Consider the following 13433-nt stretch of genomic DNA (forward strand, 5'->3'; position numbering starts at 1 on the left):
AGAATTATCTTCGACAATCAATCTAAACTGTAAGATTAGCATAAAAGTTATTAATCTTATTTTTTCGAACTCGATTTTGTATCCGTTTCCAAATGAAAATTAAACCATTAAAAATCGTACTTAATGCAAAAAAAGCAAATAAAGAGATACTTAAAATAATGGGTAACCACCTGTCTTGTTCATTAATTTGATATCTAATGTCAGGATTAATCGTAAATCCTGAGATAGAATTATCATCTCGATAATAAATATCTGAGACTAATCCAGAAAAATTGACTCGCCCCGATTGGCTATTCAAACTATTTTGAAAAGTTGAATTCGAAACCCGATTAGATTCTAAATCCTCTTGGTCTTTGCTATCTGTTTCGTTAAAAAACTTATTTTTCAGCGTAATGAAGAAAGAAACATTATCGGTTTGATTATGGATTTCTACTTTTCCGCACTTACTATTCACCTTTTTGTTATATTTATCACAAAGTGCCCCTTCCGTGGTAACATTTACCCAATCGCCCTCTTTTAGATTGTTGGTTAATAATTGTGAACTATCATCAAAATTCCAACTTGTCAGATCATGATTAGCAAAGTGATACATATAAAAGATATTATCTTTAACATTGGATTTTGCATAAACAATAAATGTCAAAATAATACCTACAAGAAAAAGCCATAAATTACGCCCAGCAAACTTTGGTGGTCCAAAATTTTCAATCTCTTTCGAAACTGACAATGTATAACCATAACGAATTATTTTTTTATCCTCAAAAGTAACATCAAGCTCAACATTAGTTAATGTATGTTCGGGTATATATGCTTGCCAATTATCAGGATAATTTAAAATAGAATTATGACCAACAGTAATTTGTTTCGTTTTAGCGTTTTTATTTTTAACTTTTCCTCTTATTCGATTAACAAATTGAATTTTTACTTTAGACTTTGGTTTACGACAATAAAAATAGATAACTGCTAGTAAATTTATGCCAAATAAAAACAGATCAAATAGTTCATTACTTTGCCAATAATCTAAAAAATAATTAATTGTTAAAAAGCAAAAAAATACCGCAACTATCCCTTTATTATTTTTATTCCGATACGCTGATTCTAACGGTGTTTCTTGCCGTGTCATTAAAATTTCATAACCAAATTTTTGTTGATTTTCAATGCGATTGTTTATAGTCTCATTGTCATGATTATGATTATAATTTTCTGGATGTTGAACATCAAACAATTCACTTGCCCAATACTCCATATCATCTTTTTCTAATTTTTTTTCATTGATGATATTTTGATGCGCTGCATAACGAATATCGTGATCATTTAACCTAATCACAATGGCATAATCTTCAGTGAAAACTACTTCAGCCACATTATCATCTAAGATAAAACGATCCATATCATAGGGGATAATGACATCAATATTATTAATTTTATAAAAAAGTGTTTCGCCAACATAGTGATTGATATTTTGTTTGGCTAATTTGCCAGATATTGATATTACATCTGAATTTATTAATGACGATTCTTTTACCTCTGAAGATAAATGTTTTGTTGTTTTTAGATAAGGTGTTATAAGACGTTCTTCTAGTGTGGACAATTGCCTAATAGGCCTAATATCAACAATATAGTTTTTTTCAATTAACTTTTTCTTTTTTTTGTTACTTTTAAAGTTTTTTCTAATCGACGAAACGATCAAAACCAAAATGTGAATGACTAATATTAAACCAAATATATTCATTTTGTGACTTATTCCTTATGAAACATTGTTATAGTTATATTTAACTGATAAAATTGGTCAATCTGATTCTTTTATTTAGTGATTTGCCGTTTTTTCACTACGCGATAATCCAATAATTCCCGATCGAACCATTTCGACAATATGACAAGTTTCACGTATCGACGCTAAGAAAGAATCTAGTTTTTCACTTGTACCCGATAATTGAACAATGTAATGCGTTGCGGTAACATCGACAATCGAGCCTCTAAAAATATCGGCACAACGTTTAACTTCATCTCGTGCATCAGACCCTTTAGCAGCCACTTTCACTAACATAATTTCTCGTTCAACATGAGGCCCTTCGGTTAAATCATGTACACGGTAAACATTGACAAGTTTATGAAGCTGCTTTTGAATCTGCTCTAGCACATGTTCATCACCTGTTGTTTGAATGGTCATTCTGTGCATGGTCGGATCTTCTGTCGGTGCTGTCGTAATGGTTTCAATATTAAAACCACGTTGTGAGAACAGACCAATAATTCGAGATAAAGCCCCGGGTTCATTTTCTGTTAAAATTGATAAAATATATCGCATTAGGTTCTCTCCGTTTTACTTAGCCACATTTCGTTCATTGCTCCACCACGTATTTGCATTGGGTAGACATGTTCAGTTGCATCGGTCATGACATCAATAAAGACTAATCGATCTTTAATTGACAAGGCTTTTTTAAGTTTTGTTTCCAGATCTTCACGCTTGGTAATGACCATACCAACATGACCATAAGCTTCTGCTATTTTTGCAAAATCAGGCAATGATTCCATATACGAACAAGAATGTCGCCCAGCATAAATCATATCTTGCCACTGTTTAACCATGCCTAAAAAACGGTTATTCAGATTTAAAACAATAACCGGTAAACCATATTGTAAAGCGGTAGAAAGTTCTTGAATATTCATTTGAATACTACCATCACCGGTTACACACACGACACATTGATCTGGAAAAGCAAGTTTCACCCCAAGCGCAGCCGGAAGACCAAACCCCATGGTACCTAGACCACCAGAAGTAATAAAATGACGAGGTTTATCAAATGGATAATACAAAGCAGTAAACATTTGATGTTGACCTACATCAGTAGTGACAAATGCATTACCTTGAGTCAATTTATATAAAACTTCGATTGCTTCTTGTGGTTTGATGCTTTCACCTTCATGACTATAAGCTAAACAGTGACGTGAACGCCAATGATCAATTTGTTTCCACCAATCCACTAATGCATCAAGATCACGATCAGCTTGCAATTCATTAAGTTCGGATAACATCGTTTCAACCACTACTTTAGCATCACCCACAACAGGAATAGTGGCAGAAATTGTTTTTGAAATTGATGTTGGATCAATATCAATATGTATTATTTTTGCTTTCGGACAATATTTTTCAACATTATTGGTTGTTCTATCATCAAATCTGGCACCAACAGCAAATATTACATCGGCATTATGCATCGCCATATTGGCTTCATACACCCCATGCATTCCAATCATGCCTAAATAGTGTTTATCTGTACCAGGAAAAGCGCTTATCCCCATTAATGTTGACGCAACAGGGAGATTCAATTTTTCGGCTAAACGTTTAATAGCATCACTTGCACCGGCGCTAATTACTCCGCCACCAATAAATAAAACGGGTTTTTTAGCTGCCAATAATGTCGTTAATGCTTTTTTAATTTGTCCTTTATGTCCTTGAATAGTTGGATTATATGAACGCATTGAGACAGATTTAGGATAATGGTAATTATATTTATTTGCAGGATTAACAATATCTTTTGGCAGATCAATCACAACCGGGCCAGGTCTACCTGTTGACGCAATATAGAAAGCTTTCTTAATAATTTCAGGAATGTCTTTACTGTCTTTTATTAGAAAACTATGTTTGACTATCGGGCGTGATATACCGACCATGTCGCACTCTTGGAAGGCATCATTGCCAATCAAGTTACTTGCTACCTGACCCGAAATAACAACCAATGGCACAGAATCCATGTAGGCAGTCGCAATACCAGTAATGGTATTGGTCGCTCCAGGCCCTGATGTTACGAGTACAACACCAACATCACCTGTAGCCCTAGCATAACCATCAGCCATATGTACAGCGGCTTGTTCATGACGAACTAATATATGCTCTATGCCACCTAAAGTATGAATTGCATCGTAGATATCAAGAACACTACCACCGGGATAACCAAATATCTGTTTTACTCCTTGATCAATCAAAGATTGAATGACCATTTCTGCGCCTGACAGTTTTGCCATCGTTGTTGCCTCCAATATTACAAATTAGTCATTTATTTTGCATTAACTACTACATTAAATCAATAAACTGTATAAGGTTATTAATTTTCTTTATACGATAACAGCGTAAACAAATGCTAATAAAAGTCAATATAAAACATATTGTTAAAAAATTTAACGCAAAATATAATTTTTGTGTTTTATTGTTATTTTTATGTTTTTTCTATACACTTTGGAAAAGTCTATTTAAGTCTTATCTAAACCCGACATATTATTCCTAAAAGGTATTATCATGAGCAATTATTCTTTGGAACCTATCTCGCTTACTGATTGGCAATTAGTAAAAGTGACAGGAGAAGACAATCTTAAATATTTACAAGGTCAAGTGACTATTGATATGAAAAATCTTTCCGAGCACTCAGCATTGTTTGCTGCTCATTGTGATGCTAAAGGGAGAATGTGGAGTAATCTATTATTATTTATGCGCGGTGCTGAGATATATTATTTATTGCGTAAAAGTGTTGCAGAAAAGCAAATTACCGAACTAAAAAAATATGCTATTTTTTCCAAAGTGACGATTGAAAAGGAACAAGATTTAAATATGTATGGGATTATGGCTGATGCATTACCAGCGCAAATACTATCAAAATTCAATGATGATAATTGTGTTAATGATAATGACACTACTTATATTAAATTAATGTTACCTCAACCCCGAATCATTGTCATTACACCACAGCCTATTGAAAGTCATTTACAACCAAGCAATAAATGGTTACAACTTGATTTAGAAGCAGGCTATGCCATTATTGATAGTGAAAATACAGAAAGTTTATTACCACAAGCGTGTAATTTACAACTCTATAATGCCATTAGTTTTGATAAAGGTTGTTATTGCGGACAAGAAATGGTTGCTAGAGCGCAATTTCGTGGCACAAATAAACGTGGACTTTATCTATTATCTGGCAAAAGTGATGTACTACCTATCATTGGTGATACGATAGAATATCAAATAGAAGGAAATTGGCGAGAAGGGGGGAAAGTGTTAGCAGCACTAAAACTTAATCAAAATCATGATGTGTATGTACAAGTTGTACTACCTAATGGTATAGATATCAATACTGACTTTAGAATTAAAGGACAATCAACAAGCAAGCTAAATTTTCATTGATTAATTAGTTGCTATTAATCATTCCAATTAAAAACGATATCGATTTTTCAATTTATATTCATTAAAATTAAACAATTTGAATTGATAAGAATAGCTAGAATATAGATAAATATGTTCTAGCTATCAATGAAATCTTTAATTATCCCTTACCTAACTCTTGATAAACAATTTGCACAAAATAGTTTACACCCGTTGTTAATAGCTCATCATTAAAATTATAAGCAGGATTATGCAAATTTGCTCCTTGCCCTGCACCTAACCAAACATAAGCACCAGGAACCTTTTGTAACATAAAGGCAAAATCTTCAGATCCCATTGAAGGAGGAGGATCAATCGTTACATTATCATCGCCCACCACTTTTCTTGCAGCGCTAATGGCTATATCCGCCTGCTTAGCATAGTTTATGGTAGCAGGATATCGGCGCTGATAATTGACTTCCGCTTTGGCATCAAAAGTTGATGCGATGCCCTGTGCTATCTGTTTGATCCTTGATTCAGCCATGTCCTGAACATCGGAACTAAATGCTCTAACCGTTCCTCGAATTACAGCTTGTTGAGGTAATACATTCCAAGTATCACCACTATGAATTTGTGTTACGCTGACAACTAAGGAGCTAAGAGGATCGGCATTACGGCTCACAATACTTTGTAATCCATTGACGATTTGTGTTGCAGTTAAAATTGTATCTTTACCCAGATGCGGTGCCGCTGCATGTGAGCCAACACCTGTCACATTAATTTCAAAGATATCATAAGATGCCATTATTGCACCTTGATTAATATAGAAATGATTTAATGCCATATTGGGCTGATTGTGAATTCCATATACTGCTTCAATAGGCAATTTATCAAATAGCCCATTTTCCGCCATTACACGGCCACCCCCTTCGTTTTCTTCGGCTGGTTGGAAGATGACAACTACCGTTCCACTAAAATCACGATGCTGGCTCAAATATTTAGCCGTTCCCAATAACGTTGCTGTATGACCATCATGACCACAAGCGTGCATTTTTCCGTGTATTGTTGAACAATAATCAATATTATTCTCTTCGGTAATATCCAAGGCATCAATGTCAGCTCGTAAAGCAATCATCCGCCCTTCTTTATTACCTTTTATGATGCCAACAACCCCTGTGGGTGCAAAGTCAGTGTATAATTCTGATATACCAAATGATTTCAACTTTTCAATGATAAATTGAGTGGTATTAGTTTCTTCAAATGCAGTTTCGGGATGAGAGTGAATATAGTGACGCCATGAGATCATCTCATTTTTTAGTTGTGTAATTGAGTCCATTAATTATTCCTTTCTGACTAATTGATTTACCAGTTATACCTCAAATTAATAGCCACTATAATACGATATCATTCTTAATAAAAATAACTAATTTTACTATGATTATTAATTTTAGTTATAAGTTTCACATTTAAAACTAGTTAAACGCCTCTATTTTCAATCAAACATTAAAACGGCTTTGAAAACAGTATATAACTGAAAAAACTCACACATGGTAATACAAAATCAAATAACCCGACATTAACAAAAACGGACCAAATGGAATTACAGTTATTGATTGATCACTTAATCCATAACGCAAAATAAGATAATAAACGATAGCTAAAAATGATGAAAAAACTAACAACAAGGGAAGATCTTCATAAGATATCCATGCGCCTAAAGCAGCCAATAACTTAACATCACCCTGCCCTAGTCCCTGTTTTTTGGTCAGCAAATAAAATAATTCTTTAGGGACAATTAATAAAAAATAACCCCAAATAATGCCAGTGATCGCTTTATTTAACGTAATGCCAAACAGATTAAAATAGCCAGCTAAAATCCCTAACCATAGTAGGGGTTGAGTAAATAGATCTGGCAATAAATAATATTTTAGATCTATCATTGCCAATAAGACAAAATAACACGCTAATATCATTAATAAAATCGTATTTAAAGTCCAGCCTTTTGTCAAAAATAGAATAGCAAAAATAACCGCAAATAAAATCTCAAATACGATATAACGATAATTAATTTTCCCTTTGCACGCCCAGCATTGTCCCTTCAGTAATAGCCATGAAAAAACAGGAAACAGTTGCCAAAATCTAAGTTGTTTGTGACAATGTGGACAACGAGAGCGATGAAAAGAAATAGCAATTAAATATTCATACCCTGAATAGATAGGCTTAAAACGACAGTAAGCCACATGAATGAAGCTTCCCAAACACATTCCCAATCCAATAATTAACCAAATCATCAATGAATAACATCCCCCAATTGGAAAATCGGTAAATACATGGCAATAATTAAGCTACCAATAATCAAACCTAGAATTAACATCAATAGCGGTTCAAACAACTGTATCATATTATCAGTCAGCGTTTGATGTTGTTCCTGATAATATTCTGCTAGTTGTTTTAGCATCAAATCTAATGTACCTGACTCTTCACCAACCAAGATCAATTGACTGCACAATGGAGGTAATAAACTTTGCTGCTCGATAACAGCACTGAATGAATAGCCTTGTTCAATTCCGGCGACAATTTGATAAATAACATGACGATAATGGTAATTTTGCATAATTGTTGCAACCGCATTCAACCCACTCAATATAGGAATACCTGCTATTTGAGTTATCGAAAGAGTCTGAAATATTTGGGTTAAATGCAAAGTATGAATTAACGAATTCAAGAATGGTAATTTCAATATTAATTTATCCATTTTTGGGGCGTAAGATTTTTTTAAGTGATAATGATAAATAAGCCAAAACAAACCAATCATGCCGACCCATTTCCCATAGTTATTCTGAATATAGTGAGACAAATCAATAATCAATAATGTAAAAAAGGGAAGTTCAGCGTCAAAACTTTGATAAATATCTACAAATTTAGGTAATACGATCAATAACATAATTAGTGTTACAACAACTGACATAAACAAAAGAAATAATGGATAACGCAATGCCTTTTTTAGTCGTTTTTGTAAATTAATTGATGCCTCTATTTGAAAAGCCAATTGTTCAAAACTCAAATCAAGTTGTCCTGTTAATTCCCCTGTTGCAATAATTTCAGCATAAAGTGGTGGAAAGACAGATTGATGTTGAGTTAGTACTGTTGATAGTCGTTCTCCTTTAGCTAGTTGCCCTGCAATTTCCGTCAATAAACATTGCCAATGCTGTTTAGGGTGTTCATGCGCAAGTAAATGCAAAATTTCAAGCAAAGGTAATCCAGCTTTTAGCATGGTAGCCAGTTGTTTTGTCAAGATAAATAATTCAATACGCTTAAAACTACTTGAAAATACATAGTGACCTGCCTTGAATTTTATAGCGATATCACCTTGCAATAATAATTGCCGTCGCGCATCGTTTTGTGAAGCCGCTATAATTTTATGTTCTACAAAATTGATGTCGTACCAATAATAGAGCCTTTTCATGTTTCACCTAATACTCTATTTATTTCTGCTAAGGTCGTTATCCCTTGCTGTATTAATTGTTCAGCTGATTGCCTTAAAGAAATTTGATTTGAAGGTGTTATAACCTGTTGATTTAAAATTTGGTGTTGAATTTCAGGGGTGATAGTTAAAAATTCATATAACCCTATTCGTCCTGAGTAACCACCTACACAGTTCTCACATCCGATTGCGACATAATGTGGAATCGGCTTTTGTCCTAGCCTAATCAGCTCGCTCGCCACCACTTTACAATGACAACATAACTTACGTACTAATCGTTGAGCGATGATTAATTTAACACTAGCAGAGATGAGATATCGTTCTATTCCCATTTGATTCAAACGTGTTATTGCTTCTATACTTGAATTAGTATGTAAGGTAGACAGGACTAAATGTCCGGTTTGTGCAGCTTGAATGGCTATTTCTGCTGTTTCATGATCACGAATTTCACCAATCATCATCACGTCAGGATCTTGCCTTAACAAAGCACGTAAAATGGTTGCAAAACTTAACCCAATTTTCATATTTACAGATGTTTGATTAATGCCTTCAACCGGTATTTCAATCGGATCTTCCACGCTACAGATATTACAATGAGGCAAGTTTAATGTTTTCAGTCCACTATAAAGCGTTACCGTTTTACCGCTGCCTGTCGGTCCTGTAACTAATATTAGTCCTTGTGGGTAATTTAATATTTGTTGAAATTGAGCAAGATCCCTATCCGTAAATCCTAAATCGTGAATCGACAGCGGTGAATCATGATTATCGAGTACGCGTAACACCACTTTTTCACCATTCATAACCGGTAAGGTTGAAATCCGCATAGCATAACGATCTATTACTAATTGCCCATCCTGGGGTAATCGCTGTTCTGCAATATTCAACTTTGCCATTATTTTCAATCTGGCAACGATTTGCTTTGCCAGTGTTAAAGGAGGAGCCAGTATGGTATGCAATACACCGTCAATCCGCATACGAATGCGATAACTTTGTTGATAAGGTTCAAAATGAATATCCGAAGCACGTTTTTTTAAAGCTCTAAGCAATAATTTATCAATACTGTCGACTAGTTGATCTTCTTGCATGACTAAAACCATTTTATTGTTGCATTAATTTAAAATTTAAAGATATCTTCACATACACTATTTAAGCTTACATCAACAGGATTAGTTACACAGGTACGTGACCAATCAACACTACCATGGGTTATATTCAGCGTCGGTGTCATCGTTACTGTTAAGCCAGATAAGGCATTTTGTCCAACTAATTCAATCATTCCATTTGTGACTGTCACTGAGGTGACATAATTGGTTGATTTAGTCATTGGAATACCATTATTTGCATTATTACAATTTGCTAATCCACCTTGCTCAATTACACATATTTCTACCGCTGTTTTGTAAGCGGTCATGGCTTGTAGCATATCGGTCATGGCTGCTTTTTTTACATAACCTTGATAAGCAGGCAAACCAATTGCCGTTAAAATAGCAATTACTATAATTGCTATCATGAGTTCAAATAAGGAAAATCCCGATTGTTTGTTCATATTCATTCTCTGTTATTAAATTACTAACGAAACACAAGCAACTTTATAGCGTTTAAAAAAAATGAAATAATAACGGTATGCCAAGTATGGAAAAAGGATAACAATAATTGTTTTTCTGATTTCATCATTATTTAAATTATTGGAAGTCAAATCACAAATCAGTCATTTGATAACAAATTTTTATAAGATAAGGAGTCGATATGTCCTTAAAGATAGTTAATGGTTGGTTACAAGGTGTAAAACAGGTCATTTCACCATTTTATAATGATCGACCAAGTGATAAACCCATTTCATTATTAGTGATTCATAATATAAGCCTTCCGCCCAATCAATTTGGTGGCCCTTATGTAGAACAGCTGTTCACAGGTCAGCTTGATCCAAATGAACACCCTTATTTTGCCGATATCTATCAAATGCAGGTATCAAGTCACCTATTTATTCGTCGTGACGGTGAGATAATTCAATTTGTAGCTTTTGATAAACGAGCATGGCATGCAGGTATATCAGCATTTGAAGGACAAGAAAATTGTAATGATTTTTCAATAGGAATCGAATTGGAAGGATGTGATAGTGAAAAATTTACCGAAGTGCAATATCAACAACTGGCAAAAGTCACCCTTCTACTACAACAAACTTATCCACTTAACAATATCACCGGACACAGTGACATTGCGCCAGAACGTAAAACAGATCCCGGGCCTTATTTTGATTGGCAATATTATAGGCATTTGCTTGCTAACAAAATGCAAGCTAATTTAATTAAAGATCAATTAGAACGAATTGAGCAAGCGTTAAAAAAAATAGATTTATGGCAAGCCTTGCCACCCAGTCAGGATGCTTTTTTAAGCCAACAACCTTTTGCTCTTGATACCATGAAATCATACGAATGGTTACAATGGATTTTTATACCCCGAATTCGAGCTATAATTGATGCAAATTCGGCTATTCCGCCCTTTGCGTTACACCCCTATTTTGAAGAAGCGTTAAAAGAGTCAGAGAAGAATACTGACCATTTGTTAGATCTGATAAAACAACTTGATGAATTGACCCAATCCAAATAGTTAATGATGGCTTAAACATTTGAAAAGGTGATATTGAAAAGATCTGAGAAGTTAATTACCGCGTTCTGCCCGCGGTAATTTAAGAAAAAATACAATTTTTATTTTTTTAGCTTATTTCGATACTCATTGACCGCTTTTAAATGGCTATTATAATTCGTCGTAAACGTATGTCCGCCCTTACCATTAGCGACAAAAAACAGATATTTGGTATCAGCAGGGTGTGCCGCAGCTTCTAACGACGCTAAACTTGGCATTGAAATAGGCGTAGGTGGTAAACCATTAATGACATAGGTATTATAAGGATTAGTCTTATCGGTCATATCAATACGTCTAATTTTACCGGTATATTTATCACCTAAACCATAAATAATTGTAGGATCGGTTTGCAGCTTCATTTTTGCTTTTAATCGATTAACAAAAACAGATGCGACATTCGCACGTTCAGAACTGAGACTAGTCTCTTTTTCAATAATTGAGGCAATAATAAGTAATTCATACGGCGTGCTATATGGCAGCCCACTATCACGATTTTCCCACACTCTTTGCAGGTTATTTTTCATAGTGAGATGAGCACGTTTTAAAATATTAATATCTAAGGTATCGACCGTATAAAGATAAGTATTTGGCGAAAGCCACCCTTCAAGAGGCCCCTCAATACCTAAAATTTTTGCAATATCATCGCTTGATTTATCAACCAAAGTTTGTTGAATGTAAGGGGTATTTTTCATGGTATTTAACCAATCATTGGCTCGCTTCCCTTCTACAAATCTTAGCGTAAAACTGCTTTCTTTCCCTGACACTAATAATTTTAGAAACTCATCAACAGTCATATGGGGTTCTAACTTATATCCCCCTGCTTTAATAGAACTTAATTCAGGATTTAATTTATACAAATAAGGAAGTAGATAAGCCCTATCCATTAAATTTGCTTGATCTATTTGTTCAACTAACTGATGTATTGACGTTCCTTTTTTGATAATAAACACTTTATTATCATCGTTAACATGAATATGCTGTTTAGAAAACTGTTGTAAAAAATAGTAACCCAACGCAAGCGAAGCGGTGACAACTAAAATTATTGCCAAAAACGTGTATAAAAATATTTTTTTAATCATAACTTATTTATCTATATAGTGAACCTTAGCTCGTGTAGTTAAGCGCGTTAATAATTCATATGCACTAATACCTGTATATTTAGCAATTTCTTCTACCGGCAACTCCTTTCCCCAAAAAATGACTTCGTCGCCTGGTTTATCCGAACTATTCAGTCCCAGATCAACAATAATCATGTCCATTGAAACACGCCCCACAATAGGAACACGTCTACCATTAATTAACACAGGCGTATTTTCGGGTATACCGCGAGGATATCCATCACCATACCCCATTGCAACAACACCTAATTTTGTCTCTTTATGACTTGTCCAAATTTGCCCGTAGCCCACAGATTCACCCTTTTTATGCTTTCTTACTGCAATTAGCTCTGACTTAAACGTCATAGCTGGGTGTAATTCGGCAATGGGATTCTCAAAAGGAGAAACGCCATACAAAGCAATACCTAATCGAATCACATCACGATGTGAATTTGGCCAAGCAAGAATACCGCCAGAAGCAGCAATAGATTGCTTATCAAGCAATGATTTGTTAGAAATTGATTCAACAAATTCGTCCAACAGCAAACATTGATTTGACGTTTGGTTGGAAGAAAAATCATCAGCAGAACTAAAATGACTGATAATATTTAATGGTTTACGCACAACGCAACAACTTGCTAATCGATTAAATTCACCTTGAGCCTCATCAAACCGAAACCCTAAACGATGCATACCTGTGTCAATTTTGAACCAAGCTGTGATTTGATTTTCAATTTTAATCGCATTTAACGCATCAATTTGCCAACTTGAATGAACCACAGTTTGCAAATTAAAATCAATTAAATCCGTTATTTCATCATGTGGAAAAAAACCTTCCAACAAAACAATGGGGGTAATGATCCCAATTTGCCGTAACAAAAGCGCTTCAGAAAGTCTTGCAACCCCAAAGTAGTCGACCTTATCGGATAATAATTGAGCAATGCCAGCAATCCCATGACCATAAGCATTTGCTTTAAGAATAGCCATTAAGGAGCTATTAGGTGAATTTCGTCTCACATACTCAATATTATGCAGAATAGCTTGACGATTAACATTAACGACAGCAATAGACATTACT

11 protein-coding genes and 2 pseudogenes are annotated in these 13433 nt (G+C 34.5%); 3 read left to right on the forward strand and 10 right to left on the reverse strand.

Annotated elements, in window-relative coordinates:
* Window positions 1-22: 22 nt before the first annotated feature.
* The 3 genes from J3U14_RS07075 to ilvI form a co-directional block, all read right to left on the reverse strand.
* Window positions 23-1732 (reverse strand): IgaA/UmoB family intracellular growth attenuator, encoded by a 1710-nt coding sequence (locus tag J3U14_RS07075; protein WP_267352488.1) that lies wholly within the window; start codon window positions 1730-1732, stop codon window positions 23-25.
* Window positions 1733-1807: 75 nt separating this feature from the next.
* Window positions 1808-2305 carry an acetolactate synthase small subunit gene (gene ilvN / locus J3U14_RS07080; RefSeq protein ID WP_267352487.1) on the reverse strand — a complete coding sequence of 166 codons (498 nt, stop codon included), beginning with the start codon at window positions 2303-2305 and terminating at the stop codon, window positions 1808-1810.
* On the reverse strand, window positions 2305-4023 hold the full coding sequence (gene ilvI / locus J3U14_RS07085; RefSeq protein ID WP_267352486.1) for an acetolactate synthase 3 large subunit: 1719 nt from the start codon (window positions 4021-4023) through the stop codon (window positions 2305-2307). The genes ilvN and ilvI overlap by 1 nt, the downstream gene beginning before the upstream one ends.
* A 271-nt stretch (window positions 4024-4294) precedes the next feature.
* Between ilvI and ygfZ the strand changes: the two genes are divergently transcribed.
* The gene (gene ygfZ / locus J3U14_RS07090) at window positions 4295-5173 is read left to right on the forward strand and encodes a tRNA-modifying protein YgfZ (protein WP_267352485.1); all 879 of its coding nucleotides are present in this window, start codon (window positions 4295-4297) and stop codon (window positions 5171-5173) included.
* A 139-nt stretch (window positions 5174-5312) separates the two neighbouring features.
* Here the strand turns inward: ygfZ and J3U14_RS07095 are convergent, their stop codons facing one another.
* From J3U14_RS07095 to ppdD, 5 genes and pseudogenes are all read right to left on the reverse strand, one after another.
* Window positions 5313-6467 carry a M20 aminoacylase family protein gene (locus J3U14_RS07095; RefSeq protein ID WP_267352484.1) on the reverse strand — a complete coding sequence of 385 codons (1155 nt, stop codon included), beginning with the start codon at window positions 6465-6467 and terminating at the stop codon, window positions 5313-5315.
* A gap of 205 nt (window positions 6468-6672) precedes the next feature.
* Window positions 6673-7422, reverse strand: coding sequence for a prepilin peptidase (locus J3U14_RS07100; protein ID WP_267352483.1), 750 nt, complete (start codon window positions 7420-7422; stop codon window positions 6673-6675).
* Window positions 7422-8597, reverse strand: coding sequence for a protein transport protein HofC (gene hofC, locus J3U14_RS07105; protein ID WP_267352482.1), 1176 nt, complete (start codon window positions 8595-8597; stop codon window positions 7422-7424). The genes J3U14_RS07100 and hofC overlap by 1 nt, the downstream gene beginning before the upstream one ends.
* Window positions 8594-9685 (reverse strand): annotated as a pseudogene (locus J3U14_RS07110) (GspE/PulE family protein); the annotation flags it as partial. The pseudogene J3U14_RS07110 and the gene hofC, both read right to left, overlap by 4 nt.
* A gap of 44 nt (window positions 9686-9729) precedes the next feature.
* Window positions 9730-10161, reverse strand: coding sequence for a prepilin peptidase-dependent pilin (ppdD, locus tag J3U14_RS07115; RefSeq protein ID WP_267352480.1), 432 nt, complete (start codon window positions 10159-10161; stop codon window positions 9730-9732).
* Window positions 10162-10361: 200 nt separating this feature from the next.
* Here ppdD and ampD point away from each other — a divergent pair.
* Both ampD and J3U14_RS11735 read left to right on the forward strand, forming a co-directional pair.
* Window positions 10362-10904: pseudogene (gene ampD, locus J3U14_RS11730) on the forward strand (1,6-anhydro-N-acetylmuramyl-L-alanine amidase AmpD); the annotation flags it as partial.
* Entirely contained in the window at window positions 10905-11222 is a 318-nt protein-coding gene (locus J3U14_RS11735) for a YqcC family protein (protein WP_416380176.1), read from the forward strand.
* A gap of 98 nt (window positions 11223-11320) precedes the next feature.
* Here the strand turns inward: J3U14_RS11735 and mltG are convergent, their stop codons facing one another.
* A complete protein-coding gene (gene mltG / locus J3U14_RS07125; protein ID WP_411590563.1) occupies window positions 11321-12334 on the reverse strand; it encodes an endolytic transglycosylase MltG in 1014 nt (337 codons plus the stop codon).
* Between the two features lie 6 nt (window positions 12335-12340).
* Window positions 12341-13429 (reverse strand): alanine racemase, encoded by a 1089-nt coding sequence (gene alr, locus J3U14_RS07130; RefSeq protein ID WP_267352477.1) that lies wholly within the window; start codon window positions 13427-13429, stop codon window positions 12341-12343.
* Window positions 13430-13433 lie beyond the last annotated feature (4 nt).

The sequence above is a fragment of the Gilliamella sp. B3801 genome (assembly GCF_026536645.1).
Taxonomy (GTDB): domain Bacteria; phylum Pseudomonadota; class Gammaproteobacteria; order Enterobacterales; family Orbaceae; genus Gilliamella; species Gilliamella apicola_I.

What these genes read in the sequence shown, in the direction of transcription:
- J3U14_RS07075 (WP_267352488.1), bottom strand. Translation starts at nt 1,732, where the DNA reads ATGAATATATTTGGTTTAATATTAGTCATTCACATTTTGGTTTTGATC.
- ilvN (WP_267352487.1), bottom strand. Translation starts at nt 2,305, where the DNA reads ATGCGATATATTTTATCAATTTTAACAGAAAATGAACCCGGGGCTTTA.
- ilvI (WP_267352486.1), bottom strand. Translation starts at nt 4,023, where the DNA reads ATGGCAAAACTGTCAGGCGCAGAAATGGTCATTCAATCTTTGATTGAT.
- ygfZ (WP_267352485.1), top strand. Translation starts at nt 4,295, where the DNA reads ATGAGCAATTATTCTTTGGAACCTATCTCGCTTACTGATTGGCAATTA.
- J3U14_RS07095 (WP_267352484.1), bottom strand. Translation starts at nt 6,467, where the DNA reads ATGGACTCAATTACACAACTAAAAAATGAGATGATCTCATGGCGTCAC.
- J3U14_RS07100 (WP_267352483.1), bottom strand. Translation starts at nt 7,422, where the DNA reads ATGATTTGGTTAATTATTGGATTGGGAATGTGTTTGGGAAGCTTCATT.
- hofC (WP_267352482.1), bottom strand. Translation starts at nt 8,597, where the DNA reads ATGAAAAGGCTCTATTATTGGTACGACATCAATTTTGTAGAACATAAA.
- ppdD (WP_267352480.1), bottom strand. Translation starts at nt 10,161, where the DNA reads ATGAACAAACAATCGGGATTTTCCTTATTTGAACTCATGATAGCAATT.
- J3U14_RS11735 (WP_416380176.1), top strand. Translation starts at nt 10,905, where the DNA reads ATGCAAGCTAATTTAATTAAAGATCAATTAGAACGAATTGAGCAAGCG.
- alr (WP_267352477.1), bottom strand. Translation starts at nt 13,429, where the DNA reads ATGTCTATTGCTGTCGTTAATGTTAATCGTCAAGCTATTCTGCATAAT.